Here is a 24,766-nt window from a genome sequence, read left to right as displayed (position 1 = left end):
AGAAAATCAGGCCATCAACCAAACAAACCCGCCAGCAACAGGCGCCGACGGGTTTGGAAAACTACTGGAATAGCCAGACTGGCCTAGCGCGCTACTACCGCTTTTTTCAAGCCTAGTTTGCTGTGCTTAAAGCCGTAGTTGAAGTACAGCGCCAGCCCGATAATCAGCCAGCCGAAGAAGAGCAGCCAGTTGTTGATGCCGAGCTGGGTCATCAGGTAAAGGTTGGTGAGCAGGCCCAGCGTGGGCAGCAGGGAGAGGCGCTTACGGAACGAGAGCCATGCCAGAATAACGCACGAGAGGATGAACACCAGCATCGGGATATAGTGGCGGAACTCGTCGTAGCCGCCGTCGCCGCGCACAGCGCTCCAGAACTCGGTGAGGCCGGTTTGGTTGTAGGCAAAGAGCAGGCCTAGGCCTATCAACATGATAAGCGGCACGAGGAACTGGCCGTTGATGTAGGGCACCTTGAAACGCGCATCGCTCTGGCCGTGGGGGTCAATCACGAGGATGCCGCCGCACACCAGCGCAAACGCAAACAGCGTCCCGATGCTCGTGAGGTCAATTACTAGGTCCATATTCAGCAGCAGAGCTGGCACGCCTACGAAAAAGCCCGTGACGATGGTGCTGAAGGAAGGCGTGTGAAACTTGGGGTGCACTTTGGCAAACACGGGCGGCAGCAGTCCGTCGCGGCTCATGGTCATCCAGATGCGGGGCTGACCGATCTGAAACACGAGCAGCACCGAGGCCATGGCAAAAATGGCCGATACGGCCACCACGCCAGCCAGCCAGTTGAGGCCGACTTTCTGGAACACAAACGCCAGTGGGTCGCCTACGCCAAGCTCTTTATACGACACCATACCGGTGAGTACCAGCGTGATAATCACGTAGAGTACCGTACAAATGATGAGCGCGTAGATCATGGCCTTGGGCAAATCCCGCTGGGGGTTTTTGCACTCCTCGGCCGTGGTAGAAATGGCATCGAAGCCGATATAAGCGAAGAATACCGCCGATACGCCTTTGAGCACGCCGCCCACGCCGTTCGGGGCGAAGGGAGTCCAGTTGCCGGGCTGCACGTAGAATACGCCTACCCCAATAACCGTGGCTACTACAATCAACTTCAACAGCACCAGTAGGTTAGAAGCGTTTTTCGACTCCTTGATACCGATGTACACGATGGCTGTGATGAGCAGCGTAATCAGGCCGGCGGGCAGGTCGATAACGAGGCGTAGGCCACCAAATAGCTCCGGGGCGCTGGCCCAGGCTTTGTAGCCTTCCAGTTGCGTGGGCGTGGCTTCCGTCAGGGCTTTGCCGGACTGCATGAGCTCCAGCACCTCATTGTAATGCTTATGGGCGCTCTGCATGCCCATGGTGAGGTAAGACGGGATGTGCACCCCTATCCCATCCATGAGCCCGGTAAAGTAATCAGACCAGGAAATGGCCACCACAATGTTGCCAACGGCATATTCCATGATCAGGGCCCAGCCGATAATCCAGGCGGCCAGCTCCCCGAACGAGGCGTAGGCATAGGTATAGGCCGAGCCGCTCACGGGGATAGTAGCCGCAAACTGCGCGTAGCACAGCGCCGAAAAGGCGCAGGCAATAGCCGTAAACACGAACAACAACGATACGGCCGGGCCGCCATCGTGGGAGGCGTTGCCGATGGTGCTGAAGATGCCCGCGCCAATAACGGCGGCAATGCCCAGCGCCGTCAGGTCGCGGACGGTGAGGTGGCGCTCCAGTCCGCCGGAGCTGTGGCCCTCGGCATCGGCGGGCGGGTTGTGCAGAATATCAGTCAGGCTTTTGCGGCGAAACAGGCCGCTGAGGCGCGAGGGTGGAAGAGGTGTAGGCAAGGCGGTAGTGAGAGGTTAAGGGGGCAAAAGATACAGAATAATGCGTGGGGCTGCACGTTGTGGGGCGCGGTTGTCCTTTTGGGTGTAATGCAGAATCGTGTTGCTCCTGCCTGTCTTACCAAATAAATTCAGTGGTACCGTGTGGAATGTGGCCTGGCGCGGCATCAACTCAGCAAACCAAACCTGCTGACACATGCACCACCGCCCCACGCTCACCATCCCGAAGCCCTGCCACGAGAACTGGCAAACTATGACGCCTGCCGCCCAGGGCCGCCACTGCGCCGCCTGCAACAAGGTAGTCGTGGATTTTACCCGCATGACTGATGCCGAGGTACTGGCCTACGTAGGCCAGTCGGCGGGTGCCGGGTGCGGGCGGTTTCGAGAGGAGCAGCTCGGCCGGCCGCTGATGGAGTCGCTGCCTGATTCTGGTGCTTCCTGGCGCAAACGGCTGCTGGCTGTGGCGGCGCTGCTAGGCCTGGGCACTGCGGCGGCGCCAGCAGTAGGGGCGCAGCAGGCAGTTCCTGTTCGAGTGCAGCGAACCATTACAATGGGCATGGTGGCGCAACCCGCTACATCGGTAGCGCCCACACTCCTGCCGCCGCTGGTGGTACGCGGGGTGGTGCAGGATTCGGTTACGCATGAGCCCTTGCCGGGCGTAACCGTACTGGTAGCAAGCTCTACTATAGGCGTCAGTTCCAACCAGGCTGGAACCTTTGAGCTGGTGTTGCCCGAAGCTTTTCGCGACAGTCAGCCCATACCGCTGCAGTTCAGCTTCGTTGGGTACAAGACCCAGTACCTTCCCATCAGCCCGCAGCACATGGAAGCGCTTACCGTTGACCTGGCCCCCGATACGCGCATGCTTAGCGGTGAGCATTTGGTAGTGGGCGGATACTGCACAGTGCCTTGGTACAGCCCGCGCGGTATATGGCAGCGCATGAAGCGGCCGTTTCAGCGCTGGTAGGAGGCAAAGTAGTGGCCTAGCCAAACCTTTCTGCCCTGTATTGCCTTATTCCGGGGTATGAAGAATTTGTTATTAGCTGCCCTTCTCCTATTCACTGTTTCCAGTTGTGCGCTCAAGCCGGTCAATAAGCACGATGTTTTTAATGAGCGGGCTCAGCTACCGCAGGAAGAGGCTGTGCACAAGCAAAACTCGCTGGAGTGGTGGTACTTCACAGGCCACCTGCGCGACAAAGCCACGGGCGAGGTGTTTGGGGTGGAGTATGTGTTTTTCCACTTCAACCTGACGGGCAAGAAGGACTGGCAGATGGTCAACTTTGCCATCACGGACCCTCAACAGCAACAATTCCGCTACGACTATAAGGTAGAACGCCTGCCGCAGCTCATGGCCACCAGCCTGCCCATCAATCTGAGTACCCAAAAGAAAGCTCAACGCTGGACGCTGGATGGGCAGGAAGGCAGCTACCATTTGCAGGCCCGCATGGCCGAGCACACGGGGCACGCTATTGATTTACAAACCAGCCCCGTGAAACCGGTATTGCTGCACGGTGGCACCGGCTACGAGAAATATGGCCCCGTGGCGCAGGCTGGATACTACAGCTACCCCCGCATGGCCGCCGCCGGCACCTTAGAGGTAAATGGCAAAGTGCACCAGGTAGAAGGCGAGCTGTGGTACGACCGCCAGTGGAACTGCAATAGCGTGACCACCAAAGACATTGGGTGGGACTGGTTCAGCATTCAGCTTGAGGAGCCGAAGGAGGAAATTATGGCCTACCAGCTTTACAACAAGGCCACCGGCGAAAGCATCGGGGGCGGCTCACACTACGGCGCGCAGGCTCAGAACACTCATCTGGAGCAAAAAGATTTTCAGTTGGAGCCCCTGGCCTACTGGACCAGCCCGCACTCCAAACAGCGCTACCCCAACAAGTGGCGCCTGCGCATCCCCAGCCAGGGATACGACCTCACCATCACGCCGGTTATGGCTGATCAGGAGCTGACTCTCAAGCTCTTTGCGGGCATCAAGATGCACTACTGGGAAGGCATGTGCCGGGTGGAAGGCACCCACAATGGCAATCCTGTAACCGGCAACAGCTACGTGGAAATCACGAACCGCTCAGAGGTAAAGAAAGCACGTGAAGCCGTGGAAGAAGCCACAGAGCGGGAGGAAAAAGCATCCCGCTAGGCCACTGGCCTATCACCCGTTCAGAATAAGCCGGAAAGTAGTACCCCGGCCCACCTCGCTCCACTTCACAAACAGCCGACCCTGGTGGTAATTCTCAATTATGCGTTTGGCCAGTGCCAGGCCCAGGCCCCAGCCGCGCTTTTTGGTCGTGAAGCCGGGAAGGAACACGCTGTCGATTTTGCTTTTCGGGATGCCTTTGCCGGTGTCGGTGATGTCGATGGCAATCTGAGATTTATTGCGCGCCGGCCGCCGCAGATGAATGGTAATGCTGCCGCGGCCGTCCATGGCATCTACGGCGTTTTTGCAGATGTTCTCAATTACCCAATCGTAGAGCGGGATATTGACCTGGGCGGGCGTGTCGCGGGGCAGGTCGGTCTTGATTTCGAATGTTACTTTCTTCGACACCCGGCTCTTCAGGTATTCGATAGCGTTTTCCGTGACGCGCAGAATGTTCTCGTCGTTGAGCACTGGCACGGAGCCGATATTGCTGAAACGCTCCGTAATAATCTGCAGTCGACGCACGTCCTTGCCTAGTTCCTCCACAATCGGCTCGTTCTTAAACCGTTCCGATTCGCTCAGGTAGCTCTGCCAAGCCATCAGGCTGCTCAGGGGCGTGCCCAATTGGTGAGCGGTTTCCTTCGCTAGGCCTACCCATACCCGGTTCTGTTCGGCCCGACGCGAATAGCTGAACGCGAAGTACGCAATGACGCCTAGGCAGCCAATAATGGCGAGCTGCACCAACGGGTAGTAGCGCAGCTGCGTCAAGAGCGACGACTCTTTATAGTATAAGTAGTTGCGCAGCCCGGCCCCAATCTCAATCACGATGGGTGGGTGCTGCTGCTTCATCACCTCAATTTCCTTGTGCAGATAATCAATAGCCGCCGACTCCGATAAGCTCTTGGGAATGTTCACGTTGTGGGCGTCCACAATGTTGTTTTCGCCATCAGTGAGGATAACCGGAATGGTGTTGTTAGCGTCGATGATTTCCGTCATCAGAAACGACACGTTCGACTCTTCTTCGGTATTGATCAGGTAGCGCTGGGTTTTGGCGTACAGGTCAATCTGCTTCTGTTCCCGCTCCGACAGGCGCTGCACCAGCACATTGGTATAAATGACGGTAGCGGCCCCAATCAACAGGGCTACAGCCACAATAACGAGCTTGATGCGGGATTTTTGGTCGTAGATCGGAAGCACAGAACAGCAAGCGGGTGAAAGAGAAGTCGGGCGGCAGCCGCCGCAGCCAAGATACGCAGGGGTGCGCTCACCGGATGAAACCGAGGCCTAGGCCACCCTCCCCTTTCCTTGAGCTGGGTCTTGGGAAACCAGGTGATTATCGTCAGGTATGGCCGGTTGCCAAATGATTTTCATCACATTAGGACAGGCCAGAACGCAGTTCACCCCCCTAAACGGCTGTTTTGTCCTGAATTATACTCTTCCCGAACCACAGCACTCCGTTCACTGTTTTCACGCTAGCGATTTGTAGCGTATTTTTGCACATTGATCCTCGCACTAGCACAAGCTATGCTCCACCCATTCAAGGCCGTTAGTCTATCCTTCAAGAAAGCCCCCCTGGAAATCAGGGAGCTGATTGCATTGGATGAGGCTGCCTGTCGCCGTTTCCTGCATACCCTCCACCACGAGCTAGGCCTCTCCGACCTGCTTGTGCTGAGCACCTGTAACCGGACCGAAATCTACTATTCCGCCGAGCGCGACCAGAGCCCCACCATTATCGAGGCGCTAGGCCAGCTCAAAGGATTAGCCGACGTAACCGAGTACTTCCCATATTTCGATATCCTCGATCAGCACCTCGATGCCGTACGTCACCTCTTTGAGGTAGCCATGGGTCTTGATGCGCAGGTAGTAGGCGACCTGCAGATAAGCAACCAGGTGAAGCAGGCCTACCAGTGGTCGGCGGATGAGGATGCGGCCGGTCCGTTCCTGCACCGTTTGCTGCACACGGTGTTCTTCACCAACAAGCGCGTACAGCAGGAAACCTCCTTCCGCGACGGCGCCGCTTCTACCTCGTATGCTGCGCTGGAGCTGGTAGAAGAGCTGACCGCCGATGTAGCTAACCCACGTGTGCTGGTAGTAGGCCTAGGCGAGATTGGCGCCGATGTGTGCCGCCACCTCGGCGACAGCAAGCTGTTTCAGGATGTAACTATCTGCAATCGCACCCGCTCCAAAGCGGTAGAACTGGCAGCCGAGTGCGACCTGAAGGTTCTCGATTTTGAGGACTTGGTGCAGGGCATGAAGGAGGCCGATGTGATTATCAGCAGCATTGCCCGCCCCGAGCCGTTCTTTACCACCGAGATGGTAGAGCGCTTGGATGTGCTCAGCTACAAATTCTTCATAGACCTTTCAGTGCCGCGCAGCATTGAGGCTGATGTGGAAAACGTGCCTGGTGTGCTCGTTTACAACATCGACGCCATTCACAGCAAAGCATCTGCTGCACTGGAGCGCCGCTTGGCTGCTGTACCCCAAGTACGCGCCATCATTGAGGAAAGCCTGATAGGCCTACAAGATTGGACCAAGGAGATGATGGTTTCTCCTACCATCCAGAAACTCAAGAACGCCCTGGAGCAAATCCGCCTCGAAGAGATGGACCGCTTCCAGAAAAAGATGACGCCCGAAGAAGCTCGCCGCGTCGACGACATCACGAAGTCGTTGATGCAGAAGGTGCTCAAGATGCCGGTTCTTCAGCTCAAAGCCGCCTGCAAGCGTGGCGAGGCCGACCAGCTCATTGATGTACTAACCGACCTATTTGACCTGGAGCGCCAGCCCGACGTGGCCTAGGCCACTTACTTGGCAACGCACAAACACGAAGAAGCCCGCTGGAAGTGATTCCGGCGGGCTTCTTCGTGTAGGCTAGCTGAGAACCCACGAGCAGGCGCCTGGGCGCGTGCCAACTTCCTTACATCGAGTCGCAGCAATCTTCTAGAGAGTCGATTACGTCGAGCAGTTTTGGAATGGAAAGGGAATAGTAGATTTTGGTACCTACTTTAAACGACGACAAAATGCCGCGGTCTTTCAGGGTAATCAGGTGCTGCGAGGCAATAGCCTGTGGCAAATCGAGGGAGCGGTAGATTTCCGTAACGGTCATCTTTTCCTCTTTGCCCAGCAAATCGACGATGGCCAACCGCTTAGGGTGCGCCAGCACTTTCAGCATGGCGGCGGCCTTGTCTACCTTTTTAGATTCTACTCGTGCAAGCAATGGTTTCATATGAAGCTACAACGGTGGTTGTTCAGAGGAGGTGAGGTATTCAGGAATATCGGTAATACGATATTCGAGGGGGTCTAAGTTCCCTTGCCAACGCACCATCGCCCGAAAAAATTTACAAAAGCGGGAATATTGTACTTACAACTACTTGTACGGAGCCACGCACACCAAGGACGAATAGGCTTCCCGTAGGCTGCGTACCTTTGCCCAAAACCTATCCACCCCTCCTCCTATTCAATGAAAGAGCTCCTCGCCAAGTTTGAAAATAAGCGCCCCGAAATCGTTTTTGAGTGGAAAGACGCCGAAACCGAAGCCGAGGGCTGGGTTGTAATAAATTCGTTGCGCGGTGGCGCGGCCGGCGGCGGCACCCGCATGCGCAAGGGCCTCGACAAGCGCGAAGTAGAGAGCCTGGCCAAAACCATGGAAGTGAAGTTCACCGTCTCGGGTCCCGCCATTGGGGGTGCCAAGTCGGGCATCAACTTCGACCCGCAGGACCCGCGTAAGCGCGGCGTGCTGGAGCGCTGGTACAGGGCCGTGATTCCGCTGCTCAAGAACTACTACGGCACCGGCGGCGACCTGAACGTGGACGAAATCCATGATGTAATTCCGATTACGGAAGATTATGGCCTCTGGCATCCGCAGGAAGGCATCGTGAACGGGCACTACCATGCCACTGAGCCCCAGAAAATTCAGAAGCTAGGCCAGCTGCGCCAGGGCGTAGTGAAGGTGCTGGAAGACGCCACCTTCTCCCCCGACCTCAGCCGCAAATACACTGTGGCCGACCTGATTACGGGCTACGGCGTGGCCGAAGCTGTGCGTCATTATTATGAGTTGTGGGGTGGCCGCTCCGTGGCAGGTAAGCGCGCCATCATTCAGGGCTGGGGCAATGTGGGCGCTGCCGCCGCCTATTACCTGGCTACCCAAGGCGCTCTTATTACGGGCATTATTGACCGCTCCGGTGGCCTACTGAAGGAGGAAGGGTTCTCGCTGGAGGAAATCCGGGCGCTGTTCCTCAACCGCAACGGCAACGCGCTGGCCGCCGATAATCTGCTTTCCTTCGATGACATTAACCGCCAGGTATGGTCTTCGGGTGCCGAAATATTTATTCCGGCCGCCGCTTCGCGCCTCGTCACGCGTGAGCAGGTAGATCAGCTGGTGGCGGGTGGCCTAGAGGTCATTTCGTGCGGCGCCAACGTGCCGTTCCAGGACCCGGAAATCTTCTTCGGCCCCACCGGCGAGTTTGCCGACGACCACACCAGCGTCATTCCTGACTTCATTGCCAACTGCGGCATGGCCCGGGTATTCGCTTACCTGATGGAATCCAACGCCGAAATCACGGACCAGGCCATCTTCCAGGATACTTCCCGCATCATCCGCTCGGCGCTGGAGCGCACCCGCCACCAGGGCGACTCGCGCACGGGCATTGCCCAGAAGTCGTTCGAAATGGCCTTGCGCCAACTGGTGTAATTGGGTCTTGGGGGCTTAAGATTTTAGGGGCTTGGATGATGTTCCGGCGTGGTTCTCCCATACGTTTATCCGCTCGTCGGCCGTTCATCCCTATTCTCGCCCGCGTCTTGAAGTGCGGACACCCGTGCGCTAATCTTCATCCAAGACCTTAAGCCCCCAAGCATCCGAGTCCCTTCTATATGACTTTTCAGGAATTCCTGCACCTGCGCTTTCTCGGCAACAACGTTGGGGCTTACCTGACGTGCGCCGGCATCCTGCTTTTCGGCTACGTATTCAAGACGCTTCTATCCAAGCTGTTGTCTAAACTGGCCTTCCGGTTTATTCGCAAACGTACAGAGGGCGTCAGTGAGGCCCAATTCGCGGAGCTGCTGATTCAGCCGGTATCCATCGTTGTGTTCTTCGTGACGATTTACCTCGCGTTTCAGGTACTGGATTACCCGGTGCACAGCTCCGAGCTTACCAAGCACGAGCCCTGGCCAAAGGTGGTGCTGTTCCGCCTGTATCAGATCGGGCTGATTACCGGGGTGGCCTGGATTGCACTGCGAGCAGTTGATTTTGTGGTGCTGGTGTTTCAGCGTCGGGCTGAGCTGAATGCCTCCCGCCTCAACAATCAGCTGATACCCTTTGCCAAGGATTTGCTGAAAGTATTGGTGCTCACGATGGCGTTTCTGGTGATGCTGAGCCGCGTATTTGGCGTGAATGTTACGGCCCTGATTGGTGGCCTCGGCATAGGTGGCCTAGCAGTAGCCTTCGCGGCCAAAGAGAGCCTAGAGAACCTGATTGCCTCGTTCACCATCTTTCTTGATCGGCCCTTCGCCGTGGGCGACCTAGTGGAAGTAGGCACCGTAACAGGCACGGTAGAGAAAGTCGGGTTTCGGAGCACGCGCCTGCGCACCGCCGAAAAAAGCTACGTCACGGTCCCGAACAAGGCCATGATTGACAAGCCCTTGAACAACCTGTCGCTGCGTACCGCGCGCCGGGTGGGCTTTACACTGGCCCTGAACCACACAACCACCAGCCAGCAACTGCACAGTATTGTGGAGGAGGGCAAACGCCTGTTGCAGGAGCACCCCCTGGTAACGGCCGAAGTGCAGATGCAGTTCTCGGCCCTTACGCCCGCCGCCAAAGAGGTTACGGTGCAGTACTTCATTGAAACCACCAGCTACGATGAGTACCTGCAGGTAAAGGAAGAGCTCAACTACTGCCTGGTAGAAGCGGTGGAGCACGCCGGCGGCACTTTTGCCAGTACGGGCACCACCGTCGTACAGATCGGTTCCGGTGGGCGCTTCGAGAGCCTCAATTCAACTCCGACGCCGGTGCTGTAGGCCTGTGGCAGTGGGCTCAAAAGTCCCCTGTAGGGCAACAAAAAGAGTCGGGAAGCCTAATGGCCTCCCGACTCTTTTTTGTTGCGTCAATAGCTGCTTGAGAGGCCTAGCGGCCGAACAGGCCACCAAGTAGGCCACCCATACCGCTGCCGAGCAGGCCACCGCCTCCCGCGCTACGCGGAGCCGAGTTTGGCTGGCCACCTAGGCCACCCAACACCGACATCAGCGAGCCTAGGCCGCCGCTGCCTACGTGTGAGCCTTGCTGTGGGTAGTTGCCGTAACCGGCCTGGCTTTGGCCACCACCCATCAGGCCGCCCAGTAGACCACCACCGAGCAGGCCGCCTAGTAGGCCACCCATGCCGCTGTTGGCCGCGCCGCCCATCAGGCCGCCCATTGTGCCACTCATCATGCCGCCGCCACCTTGGCCACCACGGCCTACAACGCGCGAAATAACCATAGGAGCCACTACGCCCAGCAGACCCGCCATGAGGGCACCTTTCGGAATTCCTACGCTGTCGAGTTTATCAGTGATGCCGCTCAGGAAGCTTTGCTTGCCGGGGTCGTTGGCATCGTGCGGAACAGCAGCGGCCTGGTCTACCACTTGCTCTAGTGCTTGCGTCTGCTGCTGGCTGATGCCGAGGTAGGACGAAATTTTATTTACCATTTCTTCCTCCGTATTGGAGTAAGCACCATCGGCGCGGGCAAAACTAATAAGGTCCGTTACCAGCGAAAAACGCAGGTCGCTGCTGCGGAGCGTATCCAGGTTTTGCTTTACGCTTTCGTTGGTAGAGTCTTTAGCCGCTGATAGCACTTGCTGCGTGGCGCCACCCGAAAGGCCGGCTTGGTGCGCCAGCTGCTGCAAAAACTCTACTTCTGCAGCAGAAGCTTCGCGGTCGGCAGAGGCTAGACTGGCAATTACGCTTAGGTAAGCGGCTTTTTCCTGATCAGAATAGTTTTGCAGAAGTTCGTTATCGTTCATGGCGAGAGGAATGTAGAAAAGTAGGAGGATGGGTAAGTAGAGGTGCTTAACGCGAAGGAAGCTGGATAGGTTAGACCCCAACTGTAGGCCCCTCCTATCTACTCCAACCTATACACGCTGGCTGCACCTAGCTTTCGGGAGTTACCGCCTCCGGCCCGGCACTTTTTTACATATTATTTCCGGCAAGCAAAGCCGCTGTTACTAAATCAGTTGCTGGACTTCGGGCGCTCTTCCTGAAAATTTCTTGCAGATTCTTCGGCTCAGAAGTTGCGCAATCAAAAACGACCTGCCATATTTGCCATCCCAAACGGGATACGCCCATGGGAGATTAGCTCAGCTGGTTCAGAGCATCTGCCTTACAAGCAGAGGGTCACTGGTTCGAACCCAGTATCTCCCACTTTTTAGTACGCATACCCCTCGGGAGATTAGCTCAGCTGGTTCAGAGCATCTGCCTTACAAGCAGAGGGTCACTGGTTCGAACCCAGTATCTCCCACAAAAAAAGGACAGCCCTAAACGGCTGTCCTTTTTCGTTTTAAGTGGCCTAGGCCTGTTGTGGTATTCAAGCTTGTGGCTTATTTCCAGCTCCGGCAACTAGGCCTACCCTGTCACTTCCGGCGGCTCTGTATCTGGAGTACGCCGCAGCCGGGCCAAGGTGATGAGGGGGAAAAGCAGCAGGGCAGGCTCCGCGAAGAACCGCCACCGGAACCCAACAAAGAACACGAGGCTCAATAGCCACACGGTAACCAACGGCGTCAGCAACAAGGCGTCCCGCGACTCAAAGCGGAGCCCGCGGTAGTGGAACAGCGTCAGGAGTAGCGCCGCAAAAAAGGCCAGATGCCCCAAGGCTGTAAAAGGGCTCCAGGTGGTGCTCGGGGCGTCGGCCACAAAGTTTTCGGGAGAGAAGAACAACGCGGTTTTGCGGAGCCATAGCTTTGCTTCTTCCACCGGATGGGTGGCTACCCAGTACCGGGCCAGCCGGGCTCGGGCCTGACTTTCCTGGTATTGATTAAGCGAGTCGAGCTGAGGCACATGCGCCCGCACGTACTGATCGAAGGGGCCGGTCCGCTCGTCCCAGTCGAACATAAACCGGCCTTTGGTGACGGAATTATGGCCTTGCAACAGCTCGAACCCTGCCTGATTGCTCAACGTCCAGGCCCCAAACATGTGGTGGTTTTTTTGGAAGATGGGCCAGTGTGCCAGGCAGAGCGCCACCAACAGGCCTAGGCCCAACCCCCAGGCTGGGCGGCTGGCCCCCGCGCCATAGCGCCACATCATCAGGCCCAGAAATACGGCAAACAATACCCCGTACACGGCTAGCAAATAGCCGCGCAGCAAGCACGAAAGCACTACAGCCGCTATTAGCAGCAGCGCATCGGGCCAATGGAGTTTTCGCCCGGCATACAGGCGCAAGAGCTTGTACACCACTACTATCAGCAGCGGAAGCGCCAGGTTTTCAAACCACCAATAGGCCCCGATGTAGTAGGCCACCCCGGGCGACACAGCCCACAATCCGGCGCCGGCCCAGGCCAGCCCCTGCTCTGCCCCGTAATGCAGCAGGGTGCGCTGCACATACAGGCCGCCCAGCAAGTACAGCCCGGCCGCAGCCCCGTACACCAGCAGCGTGAGGTAGTGGCGCGGTAGGCCAGTGTGGCTCCAGCCGATGTACACGAACACCGGAAAAGTGGCGTGAAACGAATCGGGCAGCACTTGCTGGCGCTCCGGGTCCAGGCTGACGTAGCCGCGGCCCGCCAGGTAGTTGTCGGCAATGCGGGCGTTGCGCCGCTCGTCATAATTCCACTCCAGGCCAGGGTTGAGGTGCAGATTCAGCCCTAACCGCAGGGCTAGGAGCAGCACGGCAACAAGCCAAACGTATCGGGGAATGGAACGCAGCACGGGGAGGTAGCTAGAGTTGGCAATGAATTGCCGAATTTAGCCGCGTTTTGTGGTTCAACCGCAGATCTGGTTTCCTTATTCCGTACATGCCTGCTGCTCTTGCTTTTTCTCACCGCTGGCTGGTTGGGGCCTTCTTTGGGCTGCTGACACTGCTGGGCGTAGGCCTGTACCGCGACTATGGCGTGGGCTGGGACGAGCAGGTTGACCGTCTGAACGGCATTATCAACGCGAAGTATGTGGCCCTCAAGCTGGCTCCTGAGCTGGCGCGCCAGCAGCCTACCTTCGCCGATATTCCCGAGATGCGCGATAACCAGGACACCGACCACGGCGTGTTCTTCCAACTGCCGCTGGTGGTGCTGGAAAAGGTGATGGGCGCCGATGACACCCGGGATATTTACTTTCTGCGCCATCTGATTATCTGGCTCACCTGCGTGGCCGGCACTTGGGTAGTTTACCGGTTGGGTGCCTGGCGCTTCGGGAGCTGGCGGTGGGGTTTGGTTACGGCGGGCCTGCTGGTGCTTTCGCCCCGGCTGTTTGCCGAGTCGTTTTATAATTACAAAGACCCTGTTTTCATGGGGTTCTTCGCGCTGGGCATCTATACATTGGTTCGGTGGCTGCACCAACCGACCGTACTACGCGCGCTGCTCCACGCCCTGGCCACCGGGGCCGCCATTGATGTCCGGACGATGGGGGTGCTGCTCGTGCCGCTGACCCTTGGCTTTGCGGCGCTAGAAATCTGGTACCGTCCGCAGCAGGAGCGCCGCCGTTTTCTGCTTTCCTTCCTGCCTTATCTGCCTCTCACGGCTGTGGTGGTGGTGCTGGGCTGGCCGTATCTCTGGGAAAACCCGCTAGGCCACTTCCTCGAAGCCTTCCAGAGCTTCAGCCGCTACCGCTCCGATATGCTCACGCAGTACCTGGGCCACGAGATTTCGGTGCGGGAGCTGCCCTGGCACTACGCCCCGGTGTGGTTACTGGTGACTACGCCCGTGGCCTACTCGGCCTTGTTCCTGATAGGACTGGGCGTGGTGTTGTGGGCCATGCACCGGCCGCAGCAGTGGCTGGCATCGATGGCAGGCCGCCTCGATCTACTTTTTGTGGCGTGGTGCCTGGGCCCTCTGCTCGCCGTTATTGTACTGCACTCCGTGCTATATGATGGTTGGCGGCATTTGTATTTCATCTATCCTGCTTTCCTGTTGCTGGCCGTAGGTGGCCTACGGGCCTTGTGGTGCAGCTGGCAGCAAGCTTCTAGGCCAGTCGGGCGGGCTGTGGGCTGGGTTGGCGCTGCTTTCCTAAGCTTCGGCGTGCTGCACACCGCCGCACGAATGGTGCTCGATCACCCCTATCAGAATGTATATTTCAGTGTTCCGCCGGCCGCCGTTACCGGAAAGCTGTTTGAGCGCGATTACTGGGCCTTATCGGGCCGCGAAGGGCTAGAGTGGATTCTGGCCCATGATGCTGGAACGGCAATACCGGTAGCCACCGACCCACGCACGCGCCTGCTGCTGCATAATGCGCAGCTTTTACTTCCTGCCACAGAGCGGGCCCGGGTGCAGATGGTGCCCCCGGAGCAGGCCCGGTATTTTCTTACTACTTATCGTTGGCACCCAGCCCCTTACCTGGCCTACGGTACGCCTATCTATGAGCGGCAAGTAAATGGGCTGACAATTCTCTCTGTTTTTCGCCTGCATTAGCCAGTCATATGTCGTTAGCAAACTGGTTATCTGCTGATTCCGTGGCGGGCCGCCGTTGGGTGGTCGGGGCGTTCTTCGGGTTGCTAGCGCTGCTGGGCGTGGCCCTGCACCGGGACTACGGCGTATCGTGGGATGAGTCTAATAATCACCTCAACGGTCTTGTAAATCTAAAGTACTTGGCTAGCTGGCTGCCCAAGAGCTCGGCCATCCGCCACCATCCCACATTTGCCACCACTCCTGATATCCGGAATTTTCAGGATGCGCATCACGGCCCCCTCTTCGAGATGGCGGTGGTGGCACTTAACTATGTGTTCACCGACCACGACTCCCGCTCCTATTTCTTTTTGCGCCACCTGCTGGTTTTCAGTGTGTTTCTTGTGGGCATCTGGGCCCTGTTTCGTTTGGGCACCTATTGGTTTCGGGACTGGCGCTGGGGGCTACTGGCGAGTGCCCTGTTAGTGCTCTCACCCCGCTTTTTCGCGGAAGGGTTCTACAACGGCAAAGACGTGGTGTACTTGGCGTTCTTCACCCTGGCCATGTACACGCTCACACGTCTGCTGCATCGCCCAAGCCTGAAACGAGCCGCGCTGCACGGCTTGGCTACAGCACTAGCCATTGATATCCGGGTTCATGGAGTGCAGCTGGTACTCTTCACGGCGGTGGGGCTGGCACTGGCCTACGGCTCCTCCATGCCCCCGCTGCGAGGCCGACAATTGGTGCGTGTGGGGCTGCTCTACCTACTGATGGTGGCCGGCGGTGTACTAGCGGGCTGGCCTTATCTGTGGGTTCACTCGCTGCCTGAGCTGCTGGCCGTCAGCTCGCACGCCGTGCGTTATCCGTGGCCCCTTACCAATCTTTACCTGGGCAAACTCCTACCCGTAGGCCAGTTGCCGTGGCATTATATCCCCGTCTGGATGGTCGTTACCATTCCGGTTCCTTATTCGTTGGCAGCAGCAGTTGGTTTGCTCTGGGCCTTATTCCAGGGCAGACGGCAGCGCCCCCTCTGGACCAGCGAAACCGGGCGCCTCGCCATACTTATGGTGCTCTGGCTTTTGGGTCCGATAGTGCTGGTTATGCTCACGCATACCGTAGTATATGAAGGCTGGCGGCACCTGTACTATGTGTATCCAGCCTTACTGCTCTGGGCCGTACAAGGCATTCAGTGGGTGAGTCGGCTAGGCCAGTCTGCGGGCCCGTTGCGGGTGGTTAGTCGGCTTGTTTTGGTGGCGGCTGTTCTGGAAACGGGTCATACGGCCTGGCGTATGGTGCAGCTGCACCCTTTCCAAAACATGTACTTCAGCTTTCTACCAGGGCCTACGGCAGAGCGGCGGTTTGAGCGAGACTACTGGGGCCTTTCCTACCGCCGGGGCCTGGAGTGGATTTTGGCCAATGATTCGGCCCGGGTGGTTACCGTCGATACGCACCTGCATTTTCCGCTCTACAACAACCTGCTAATTCTACCCCCCCCAGACCGCGCCCGGCTGCGCTACCTACCCGATAGTGCTCGCTATTACCTAGCTGCTTACCGCTGGCACCCGCAGTCTTACCTCGATTCGTTGGGCACTGAAGTACATACCGTTTGGGCCGGCGACATCAAGATCCTTTCCGTTTTTCGCCGCCGCTAATTCTGTTTATGTCGTTAGCAAACTGGTTATCTGCTGATTCCGTGGCGGGCCGCCGTTGGGTGGTCGGGGCGTTCTTTGGGTTGCTGGCGCTGCTGGGCGTGGCCCTGCACCGGGACTACGGCGTATCGTGGGATGAGCCCACCGACCATCTCAATGGCCTCGTTAATGTTAAGTATATAGCCGAGCTCTTGGCGCCAGAGAAGATCCGCCAAGAGCCTTCTACCCGCCTGATTCCGCCCCTGAAAGGCTACCACGATAACGACCACGGCGTCATCTTCGAGATTCCGGTAGCGGTGCTCAGCTACCTGTTCACCCACCACGACTCGGAGGCCTACTACTACATGCGCCACCTGCTCATTTTCTGCACTTTCATGCTGGCCGTGTGGAGCACGTATGTAATAGGCTACCGGCGCTTCCGCGATTGGCGCCTGGGCTTACTGGCGGCATTGGTGCTGGTGCTTTCCCCACGGCTATTTGCGGAAGCCTTCTTCAACGGCAAGGATATCATGTTTATGGGGCTCTTTACCTTGGGCATGGTTACCCTGGTTCGGCTGACTGAGCAACCCACCGTTCGCAGGGCCGTGCTACATGGGATGGTTATCGGTTTGGCCATCGATGCCCGAATTCTGGGTAGCCTGCTCGTGCCTTTCACGGTGGTATTGGTGCTGCTCAGCTGGCCCTGGCTGGCGGCCCCGGAGCGTCGACAGCGGTTATGGCTACTCGGGCTTAGCTTGGCAGTAGCTGTTGGCACTACCATCATAGGCTGGCCTTATTTGTGGGAGAACCCCATTGGCAACTTTGTGGCGGCTTTCCGCAACATGAGCCACTACCCCTGGATTTTCACCAATTACTACCTAGGCCACTACTACAAAGCCGGCGATATTCCCTGGCACTACGCCCCCGTCTGGATGCTTGTCACGACGCCCGTTCCGTATATTCTGGCCGCCGTGCTAGGCCTAGTCCAGGCGGGCTGGCGCATCCTGCGTACGGGCTGGAGTGGCCTACGCGAGCCTGCCCAGCAGCTTGATCTGCTGCTGGCTGGCTGGTTACTGGGTCCGCTGCTGCTCGTGATAGTGCTTCATTCTGCTTTATACGATGCCTGGCGACACCTCTACTTTGTGTATCCGGCTTTGGTGCTGCTGGCCGTGCGGGGCGCTGTAGGCCTGATAGTTGCGACCCGTCAGCACCGGCGTTGGCGCCCGTTGGTGCTAGGCCTGGGCCTGTTGGCAGGGCTGGAAATGGCGCGCACTGCCGTACGCATGGTGCGCCTGCATCCTTATCAAAATCTGTACTTCACTTTGCTAAGTGCCCCGGCTGCCGAAGCCCTGATGGAGCGCGACTATTGGGGCCTCACTTTCCGCTACGGCTTGGAGTGGCTTCTGCAACAGCATCCGGTGGGGCCCATCAAAATAAACGTGCGCTGGCCGTGGTATAACCCGCTGTACAACAACAGCCTCATGCTTACCCCCGAGCAGCGCCAACGCATCCGGTACGTGCCGCTGGCCAAGGCCGATTATTTTATGACGGCCTACCGCTGGCACCCGCAAACCTACGCCGATAGTGTGGGTACCGAAGTGCATACGCTCCGCACGGAGGGAATAAAAGTTCTGTCCATTTTCCGCCGGCCGAGCCGCTAAACTGTTCTACGTTGGCCAAAGGCCTTTTCTTTGCGTCCTAGGCCACTCTGTATTGGCCTGCTTCCTTTCTGATATGCCGCTAGTAGAAGTCACGACCCCCGAACACCGCCGTCAATTCCTGGATTTGCCGGCGCGCATTTACCAGAACCACCCCAACTGGATTGCCCCCCTCGACCACGAAATCGAGGCGGTTTTCGATCCGAAGCGCAACCACAATTTTGCCCACGGCGAAGCTATTCGTTGGATTCTGACCAACCCCAGCGGCGAGGTTGTGGGGCGTGTGGCGGCTTTTATCAACCACGAAACGCCCCAAACCGACCCTACGCTTCCGGTAGGTGGCCTAGGCTTTTTTGAGTGCATTGATGACCAAACCGCGGCTAACGAGCTGTTTGACGCTGGCCGTGAGTGGCTTAGCCAGCGCGGCCTGGCCGCCATGGATGGCCCCATCAACTTTGGCGAGCGTGACCGGTTCTGGGGCGTGCTGGTAGATGGCTTCACGGAGCCCAACTACGGTATGTTCTACCACGCGCCCTACTACAAGGGACTATTTGAGCAGTACGGCTTTGAGGTGTATTTCAAGCAGTACACCTGCTACCGCGAAGTGGCAATGCCCCTGCACGAGGCATTTAGCCGCGCCTTCGATAAGTACGCCCAGCAATACCCTACTTTCCGCTTCGAGCACGCCAACAAGAGCGAGGCCGAAAAGCTGGCCCGCGATTTTCACCATGTGTACAACCTGGCCTGGGCTAACCACAGCGGCATTAACCCCATGCCGCTGGAGAAGGCACGCGAACTGGTACGCGAGATGAAACCCGTGCTGGATGAGCGCCTGCTTTGGTTTGCCTACCACAACGATGAGCCCATTGCGTTCTTCGTGAGTCTGCCGGAGTTAAACCAGATTTTCAAGCACGTGGGCCGCAACTTCAACTTGTTGGGCAAGCTGCGTTTCCTCTGGGAAAAACGCAAATACATGCAGCGCACCGATAAAAAGCTGTTCGGTGTCATCTTTGGGGTGGTGCCGGAGTGGCAGGGCAAGGGTATTGAGTCGGCGATGATGGTGCACGCCCGGGCGCAGTTCATGCGCGCCGGCTACACCGAAATCGAGATGAACTGGATCGGCGACTTTAATCCCCGCATGCTGGCCCTCACGCGCTCCATTGGGGCGCGTATCTACAAAACGCACGTCACGTACCGCTTTCTTTTCGACCGCAACCGGCCCTTCGAGCGCAGCCCGATCATCCGCTAAGGGCTAGGCCACTCTCGGCTCGCTACACTAAACCCGAGAGTGGCCTAGCGTCGAAACGTGGCATTCAGCTGCAGCACCTGCGGAATGAGCAGGTGCGCATCGTCGTTGTACACCACAAAATCGGCTCGCTCCATTTTCTCCTCTTCGCTCATCTGTTTGCCGATGATGTTCTGAATGTCGTCGGCGGTGCGGTGCGGGTCGCGAACCAGAATGCGGGCCTGCCGGATTTCCAGCGGCGCAAACACCGTGATGATATGGTCCAGCTGCTGATAGGCGCCCGATTCGTAGAGCAGCGCGGCTTCTTTCAGGATATAGGCATGGCCTTCGGCTTGGCGGGCCGCACTCCACTGCGCAAAGTCGCGGCCCACGGCCGGATGTACCAGCGCATTGAGGCGGGCCAGCTGCACAGGATCGGCAAAAGCCACCCGGGCCAGATACGTCCGGTTGAGGTGGCCTAGTGCGTCAAACGTTTCGGGGCCGAAGGCGGCTTGCAGCTCGTCGCGCAGCAGCATATCGTTGGCCATCACCCACTTTGCCCGGGCGTCGGAGTCATATACGGGCACGCCCAGCACCGCAAACAGCCGGCACACTACGCTTTTGCCCGAGCCAATTCCGCCCGTAATTCCAATTTTCAGCATACCTGATGTGATGAGATAGGAAGGTGGTGAAATAGTGGGCTTGACGTACCGAGGACGCAGTCTGGGCCACTAGGGCATCAAGCTCAGCAGCTCACTGTTTCACCGTTACGCGCACGCCTGGCGTAAGTACCTGGCCACCTCGGGCGGCGGCAGGCCTACGCGAAAGGAAAGGGCGCAGGCTGGAGTCGGCGTTGATGAACTGCCCATAATGTAACTGCACCCGCACCTCTTTCCGGTCGAGGCTGGCCGTGTCTTCCGGAAAACACTGCAGCTGCACCTGCACGGTAGCGGGGCTAAACTGGTACGTGTGGCCTATGGGCGCATCCATCAGCTCGGGCACCACCTTCACGGGCACCGTCACGAGCGGGCGGTGCTGCAGGCGTACCCGTACGTCCTGCACATTGGGCACCACCAGATCAGGCCCACCGATGGGCACCCTGATGTCGCCGGTGGTGCTGCCGGCCGGCGCCTGCGGTAGGTGCACCGGATACGGATCGGGCAGGGAGCTTACTTTGCTGGCCGGCCCCCGAAACATCACGGTAGCCGGCAGGAATGTAGCCGAATAGGGCAACGCCGAGCCATCGGCGGCCGGACTTAGGGCCAGCGGCAGCCGACGGCTCACCAGCCTATCAAATTCCACCCACAGCGTATCAGTCAGCAGGTAGTTGAACTGCATGCCTTCCATGGCCTGCTGCAATGCCGGGCGCAGATTCTGGTAGGTGACGTAGCGCGTGCCCGGTAGGCCGGGTAGAATCAGCTCGGCCGGTTTCACCTCCAGCGGTAGACTGCGACGCAGCAGCTTCCAGCCGCGGCCCGTGACATTCACGGCTACCTCTGTGGGTAGCGGCTGAATGGGCACGAACCGGGTTTCATTGTAGCGCCACGCTACCGGGTAAGTAATGCGCGTGGTGTACGTTTTATTGAGTGCGTTGAGCAGCCAAAAGGTGCTGGCCGCCAGAAAACACGCCGCTACAGCCCGCCAATAGCTCCGCTCCTGCCCCAGAAAGGGGCTGAGGAACCAGCGAAACAGACGGGCAGAACGAGCTAGCGGCACAGCACAGCATGGTTAGTTAGGCCACCGGAGCAGCCGTGTTTTTGCCAGCGACCTCGCGAGCAATAGCAGAGCGGTCGAACTTCAGGCGCACGCCTTTGTCTACCTCCACAATAATCGTTTCCTCGTTCACTTCCAGCACTTTGCCGTGTAGGCCACCGATGGTCACCACATTGGACCCCTTCGCAATGGCCGCGCGGAATTTCTTGGCTTCAGCAGCCCGCTTTTGCTGGGGCCGGATCATGAAAAAGTACACTACCGCGGCAATAGCCACGGGAAACAACAGGGACGTCAGGCTCTCACCCGAGACGCCCGCTTGCAGAAGAAGAGTTGAAAACATACGGTAAAGTAAAAAGAAGCAGCCAGTAGCCGCCTACAATGCAAAAACAAAAACGCCTGTTACCCGCAACTAGGCCAGTGTCTGTCCCTGATTCTCACCGTATATACGGCCAGAATATCAGAAAAAAAACCTGGCGCCGCTACAGATAACAGGCGTACTTCTAGGCCACTACTAACGTACCGGACCGGCCGTACCGTCAGACAGTACGTTGGTTTTGATCACGATTTTAGTGATGCTAGGCTGGGTGTTGGCCTGAATGGCAATTTCCTTGTTCTGGATGCCCATTTTGCCGTGGCTATCAAACTGCACATCAATGGTGCCTTTCGCGCCCGGTGCAATAGGCTCCTTGGTCCAGTTAGGCGTAGTGCAGCCGCAGGAAGCCGTGGCATTCTCAATCAGCAGCGGCGACTTGCCCGTGTTAGTGAACTCGAAAGTGTGCTTCACAATGTCACCGGGCTTGATATCACCGAAATCGTGCTCCGATACGGCAAACGTCATCACTGGGGCGTTGGGGTTGGGCGCGGCAGTTTCTTCCGTCACGTTCGGGTTGTCTACTACTGGGTTAGCAGCAGCCTCGTTGGCGGCAGCGTTCATGCCGGTAGCGCCTATTTCAGCAGGCTTTTCGTTGTTGCAGGCTCCCAGCAGCAAGGCACCGGAGAACAGGAATGCAGAAAACAGATTGCGTTTCATAAAACAGAAAAAGAGGCTAAACTATTCAGCGCAGCTACTTGGTTAAGAGACGTGTAGCCGTGAAAGTACGGCAATATTTTGTTGATATAACAGGCTTAGCCCCGTTGTCATTCCGAACAACGTGAGGAATCTGGGTCAGCTTCTAGGCCACTCTCCAGGTTCCTCACGTTGTTCGGAATGACAACAGTAGACTACTTGCTGAGGTTATCGATGATGGCCTGCGCGAACTCGCTGGTGGAGGCTTTTCCGCCCAGGTCGCCGGTGCATTTCTCTTTGTCCTGCAGCGTGAGTTCCAGGGCTTTCTCCAGCTTATCGGCGTGCTGGTGCTCGCCAATGTGGTGCAGCATCATCAGGGCCGAGCGCAGCAGGGCCGTGGGGTTGGCTTTGCCCTGGCCGGCGATATCCGGAGCCGAGCCGTGCACCGCTTCGAAAATGGCCATATCGTCGCCGATGTTGGCGCCCGAAACTACGCCTAGGCCACCTACCAGGCCCGCGCAAAGGTCCGACAGAATGTCGCCGAACAGGTTGGTGGTAACAATCACGTCAAACTGCTCGGGCTTATTTACCAGCTGCATGCACATGTTGTCGATGATTTTATCCTCGAATACGATGTGCGGAAACTCGTTGGCGGCCTCTTTGCAGGCGTTGATCATTAGGGTGCCGGCCATTTTCAGGATGTTGGCTTTGTGGGCCAGCGTTACCTTTTTGCGGCCATGCTTGGAAGCATAAGCAAACGCCGCGCGGCAGATTTTGCGGCAGCCTTCCACCGTCACGCGCGCAACGGAGTCAGAAATACCTAGGCGCTCATCGTACATTTCCAGACCCGAGTACAAGCCCTCGGTGTTCTCGCGAAACAACACCAGATCAATGCCGGAATAGCGGCTCTGAATGCCCTCGGTGGTTTTGGCGGGGCGCACGTTCTGGTAGAGGTCGTACTTCTGGCGGAGCGTGATGTTGATGCTGCGGAAGCCCTTGCCTACCGGCGTCGTGATAGGGCCTTTCAGGCCTACCCGGGTTTTCTCCAAGGAGTCCAGCAGCGTCTGCGGAATCAGCTCACCCGACTGGTCGAAGGTGGTTTGGCCGGCGTTCTGCTCTTCCCACTGAACCGGCACCTGCGCCGCCGCGAAAATATCGGTTACTGCTTTCGTGATTTCGGGGCCAATGCCGTCGCCGGGAATGAGGGTGATAAGGTGCATTCTATCTGATTTACTGATTGTTTGATGTATGCTGGCTGCGCTACTGGCCTAGTGGCCTAGCGCAGGTTGGGGTAGACCACTAGGCCACCGCAAAGGTACCAAAGCGCAGGTGTGCTAAAAATGAAAATGTGCCGACGCGCTCATGATTCACATCATGAGCCCATCAGCACACTTCCTTCATAAGCCATTGCTAAACCGTTTTCCGGGAGTTGATCTGGTTGATGAGCTGATCTACGTCGCCGAGAAGCTGTTCTGCTTTGCTTTTCGCGTCCTGAATTACGCGCTGGCCTTCGCTTTTGGCCGAGCTGGGGCCGGCGTCGGCACGGCTGGTCACCAGGTTTTCGGTGAGTTCAGCCAACTGCTCGCGATACTTCTCGAGCTTATAGCTGAGCCAGCTGCGCGTTTCGCGGCCTTTCTCTGGCGCGTATAGAAGTCCGATGGCGGCCCCGGTGAGGGCTCCGCCGGCGAAGCATAGAATACCGGTAGTGGTTTTGCTACCCATAATGCAAGTGTGGTGGCGAGGTGGGAGGAAGGGAATACGCTATATAGACGACTTAACCCCAAGTCGGGTTGCCGGTGCTACTGATTGTCCAGCAGACCGCGGCCCGATTTGCGGATGGCACCGCTGGCGGTCAGGTCCTGGGCCAATTTATCCAGAATACCGTTCACAAACTGCTTGCTCTTAGGTGTGCTATAGATTTTGCTGATTTCGATGTACTCGTTAATGGTCACTTTCACCGGAATAGCCCGGAAAAGGTGCATTTCGCAGAGCGCCATCTTCAGCAGAATCTTATCGGTGAGGGCTACGCGCTCCACATCCCAGTTCTGTACCGATTCCGCAATGAGCTGCTCGTACTTCTCGTCGTCGGCCAGGGTCTGCTTGTATAGGCTCTCCGCAAACTCTTTGTCTTCCTGCCAGTTAGCCGACAACGACATGAGCACCATGTTCTCATCGGCCGCTTCGTCGAGCATCTTGATGGTCTTCACCACCAAGTTTTTCACGATTGGGCGGTTCTCCTCCCAGTTCAGATCATCTTCTTCGATGTAGGCCGGCAGGCTTTCACCCTTGAACACGAACGTCTTGTAGATGTGCTTTAGAATTTCCTGGTCCTCGGTGTAATTACCGGCAGGTGCCGCGAGGTAGCTCAGCAGCTCAGGATCTTGCTTCATCTCGTTGCGCCAGGCCGTGCGCAACGCTTCCAGTTCTTCTTCCCCGTGCCACTTCAGAGACCGACGAATGGTCAGGTCCTGAAGCTGCAGGTTGTTCATGAGCTTCTCAATCACCTGGTTTTGCTGCAGGCGCGTAGCGTCCAGCAGCGGCTCCTTAGCGGCCGTGAAACGGCGAGAGTCGCGCACTTTTTCTTCCTCAATCACCTGCAACAGTACCTCCGGGATGTTGAGCAGATGAACATATTGATTGTGAATACTTTCTGCCGCCTGCACCATCTGACCGGCGTAGAACGTGCCATCCTTGGCCACTGCTTTCTGGTAGTACCGGATGGCGTCCTTCACGGCTTCATTTACATCCTTATCCTCTGTAGCTTCGGGCTGTTCGCCGTTCTTGTGCCACTCTTTAAAGATGAGTTCGGCCATTTTGCGCTGGCCCTGCAACTGCTTGCGGTCCTGCGGTTCGGGCGAGTTCAAATCAGGCGCGAAGGACTCCGCAATCTGATCATTGGCCAGTGAAAAATCAGACCCTACGGCCTGGTGATAGGCGTAGAGGGCCTGCATGACCTTGATGCGGAGCGTGCGACGGTTGAGCATTCTATTGAGGAGGTGA

At 57.6% G+C, this 24,766-nt stretch carries 21 protein-coding genes and 2 tRNA genes; 11 read left to right on the top strand and 12 right to left on the bottom strand.

All coding sequences use genetic code 11. The features are described from left to right. Window positions 1-83: 83 nt before the first annotated feature. The gene (locus tag CFT68_RS18490; RefSeq protein WP_245815448.1) at window positions 84-1,850 is read right to left on the bottom strand and encodes an amino acid permease; all 1,767 of its coding nucleotides are present in this window, start codon (window positions 1,848-1,850) and stop codon (window positions 84-86) included. A gap of 193 nt (window positions 1,851-2,043) precedes the next feature. Between CFT68_RS18490 and CFT68_RS18485 the strand changes: the two genes are divergently transcribed. Both CFT68_RS18485 and CFT68_RS18480 read left to right on the top strand, forming a co-directional pair. Further along, on the top strand, window positions 2,044-2,811 hold the full coding sequence (locus CFT68_RS18485) for a carboxypeptidase-like regulatory domain-containing protein (protein ID WP_088845167.1): 768 nt from the start codon (window positions 2,044-2,046) through the stop codon (window positions 2,809-2,811). Between the two features lie 57 nt (window positions 2,812-2,868). After that, window positions 2,869-3,990, top strand: coding sequence for a lipocalin family protein (locus CFT68_RS18480; protein WP_088845166.1), 1,122 nt, complete (start codon window positions 2,869-2,871; stop codon window positions 3,988-3,990). Between the two features lie 12 nt (window positions 3,991-4,002). Here CFT68_RS18480 and CFT68_RS18475 read toward each other — a convergent pair whose 3' ends face one another. Then, window positions 4,003-5,184 (bottom strand): ATP-binding protein, encoded by a 1,182-nt coding sequence (locus CFT68_RS18475; RefSeq protein WP_088845165.1) that lies wholly within the window; start codon window positions 5,182-5,184, stop codon window positions 4,003-4,005. Window positions 5,185-5,511: 327 nt separating this feature from the next. Between CFT68_RS18475 and hemA the strand changes: the two genes are divergently transcribed. Further along, on the top strand, window positions 5,512-6,783 hold the full coding sequence (hemA, locus tag CFT68_RS18470; protein ID WP_088845164.1) for a glutamyl-tRNA reductase: 1,272 nt from the start codon (window positions 5,512-5,514) through the stop codon (window positions 6,781-6,783). 118 nt (window positions 6,784-6,901) lie between these two features. Here the strand turns inward: hemA and CFT68_RS18465 are convergent, their stop codons facing one another. Next, window positions 6,902-7,210, bottom strand: a complete 309-nt coding sequence (locus tag CFT68_RS18465; protein ID WP_088845163.1) for an ArsR/SmtB family transcription factor — start codon at window positions 7,208-7,210, stop codon at window positions 6,902-6,904. A 234-nt stretch (window positions 7,211-7,444) separates the two neighbouring features. Between CFT68_RS18465 and CFT68_RS18460 the strand changes: the two genes are divergently transcribed. Together CFT68_RS18460 and CFT68_RS18455 are read left to right on the top strand one after the other, a co-directional pair. Continuing rightward, on the top strand, window positions 7,445-8,674 hold the full coding sequence (locus tag CFT68_RS18460; RefSeq protein WP_088845162.1) for a Glu/Leu/Phe/Val dehydrogenase dimerization domain-containing protein: 1,230 nt from the start codon (window positions 7,445-7,447) through the stop codon (window positions 8,672-8,674). Between the two features lie 179 nt (window positions 8,675-8,853). Further along, complete coding sequence (locus tag CFT68_RS18455) at window positions 8,854-9,999, top strand: mechanosensitive ion channel family protein (RefSeq protein WP_088845161.1); 1,146 nt, start codon at window positions 8,854-8,856, stop codon at window positions 9,997-9,999. A gap of 106 nt (window positions 10,000-10,105) precedes the next feature. On the opposite strand, the gene CFT68_RS18450 is transcribed toward CFT68_RS18455, so the two are convergent. After that, window positions 10,106-10,978, bottom strand: coding sequence for a TerB family tellurite resistance protein (locus tag CFT68_RS18450; protein WP_088845160.1), 873 nt, complete (start codon window positions 10,976-10,978; stop codon window positions 10,106-10,108). Window positions 10,979-11,300: 322 nt separating this feature from the next. Between CFT68_RS18450 and CFT68_RS18445 the strand changes: the two genes are divergently transcribed. Both CFT68_RS18445 and CFT68_RS18440 read left to right on the top strand, forming a co-directional pair. Continuing rightward, a tRNA-Val gene (locus CFT68_RS18445) sits at window positions 11,301-11,375 on the top strand. Between the two features lie 22 nt (window positions 11,376-11,397). After that, window positions 11,398-11,472 (top strand) — tRNA-Val (locus CFT68_RS18440). Between the two features lie 104 nt (window positions 11,473-11,576). Here the strand turns inward: CFT68_RS18440 and CFT68_RS18435 are convergent. Continuing rightward, the gene (locus CFT68_RS18435) at window positions 11,577-12,872 is read right to left on the bottom strand and encodes a hypothetical protein (RefSeq protein ID WP_141106619.1); all 1,296 of its coding nucleotides are present in this window, start codon (window positions 12,870-12,872) and stop codon (window positions 11,577-11,579) included. An 86-nt stretch (window positions 12,873-12,958) separates the two neighbouring features. Here CFT68_RS18435 and CFT68_RS18430 point away from each other — a divergent pair, with 86 nt between their 5' ends. The 4 genes from CFT68_RS18430 to CFT68_RS18415 all read left to right on the top strand — a co-directional run bounded on the left by CFT68_RS18430 (window position 12,959) and on the right by CFT68_RS18415 (window position 19,071). Further along, the gene (locus CFT68_RS18430; protein WP_088845158.1) at window positions 12,959-14,563 is read left to right on the top strand and encodes an ArnT family glycosyltransferase; all 1,605 of its coding nucleotides are present in this window, start codon (window positions 12,959-12,961) and stop codon (window positions 14,561-14,563) included. 8 nt (window positions 14,564-14,571) lie between these two features. Then, complete coding sequence (locus tag CFT68_RS18425) at window positions 14,572-16,188, top strand: hypothetical protein (protein ID WP_141106618.1); 1,617 nt, start codon at window positions 14,572-14,574, stop codon at window positions 16,186-16,188. A gap of 8 nt (window positions 16,189-16,196) precedes the next feature. Beyond that, window positions 16,197-17,825, top strand: coding sequence for a DUF2029 domain-containing protein (locus CFT68_RS18420; RefSeq protein ID WP_088845156.1), 1,629 nt, complete (start codon window positions 16,197-16,199; stop codon window positions 17,823-17,825). Between the two features lie 73 nt (window positions 17,826-17,898). Next, a complete protein-coding gene (locus CFT68_RS18415) occupies window positions 17,899-19,071 on the top strand; it encodes a GNAT family N-acetyltransferase (protein ID WP_088845155.1) in 1,173 nt (390 codons plus the stop codon). Between the two features lie 44 nt (window positions 19,072-19,115). Here CFT68_RS18415 and coaE read toward each other — a convergent pair whose 3' ends face one another. The 7 genes from coaE to nusB form a co-directional block, all read right to left on the bottom strand. Further along, window positions 19,116-19,709 carry a dephospho-CoA kinase gene (coaE, locus tag CFT68_RS18410; protein ID WP_088845154.1) on the bottom strand — a complete coding sequence of 198 codons (594 nt, stop codon included), beginning with the start codon at window positions 19,707-19,709 and terminating at the stop codon, window positions 19,116-19,118. Window positions 19,710-19,800: 91 nt separating this feature from the next. After that, window positions 19,801-20,763 carry a YbbR-like domain-containing protein gene (locus CFT68_RS18405; RefSeq protein WP_088845153.1) on the bottom strand — a complete coding sequence of 321 codons (963 nt, stop codon included), beginning with the start codon at window positions 20,761-20,763 and terminating at the stop codon, window positions 19,801-19,803. Between the two features lie 16 nt (window positions 20,764-20,779). Next, complete coding sequence (gene yajC, locus CFT68_RS18400) at window positions 20,780-21,100, bottom strand: preprotein translocase subunit YajC (protein ID WP_088845152.1); 321 nt, start codon at window positions 21,098-21,100, stop codon at window positions 20,780-20,782. Window positions 21,101-21,271: 171 nt separating this feature from the next. Then, entirely contained in the window at window positions 21,272-21,790 is a 519-nt protein-coding gene (locus tag CFT68_RS18395) for a DUF1573 domain-containing protein (protein WP_088845151.1), read from the bottom strand. Between the two features lie 191 nt (window positions 21,791-21,981). Beyond that, window positions 21,982-22,986 carry an isocitrate/isopropylmalate dehydrogenase family protein gene (locus CFT68_RS18390; RefSeq protein ID WP_088845150.1) on the bottom strand — a complete coding sequence of 335 codons (1,005 nt, stop codon included), beginning with the start codon at window positions 22,984-22,986 and terminating at the stop codon, window positions 21,982-21,984. A 190-nt stretch (window positions 22,987-23,176) separates the two neighbouring features. Next, the gene (locus tag CFT68_RS18385) at window positions 23,177-23,488 is read right to left on the bottom strand and encodes a YtxH domain-containing protein (RefSeq protein WP_088845149.1); all 312 of its coding nucleotides are present in this window, start codon (window positions 23,486-23,488) and stop codon (window positions 23,177-23,179) included. Window positions 23,489-23,565: 77 nt separating this feature from the next. Continuing rightward, window positions 23,566-24,750 carry a transcription antitermination factor NusB gene (nusB, locus tag CFT68_RS18380; RefSeq protein ID WP_088845148.1) on the bottom strand — a complete coding sequence of 395 codons (1,185 nt, stop codon included), beginning with the start codon at window positions 24,748-24,750 and terminating at the stop codon, window positions 23,566-23,568. Between the last annotated feature and the right edge of the window lie 16 nt (window positions 24,751-24,766).

The organism is Hymenobacter gelipurpurascens (genome assembly GCF_900187375.1).
GTDB lineage: Bacteria > Bacteroidota > Bacteroidia > Cytophagales > Hymenobacteraceae > Hymenobacter > Hymenobacter gelipurpurascens.
This window is presented reverse-complemented; position numbering and strand designations above follow the sequence as displayed.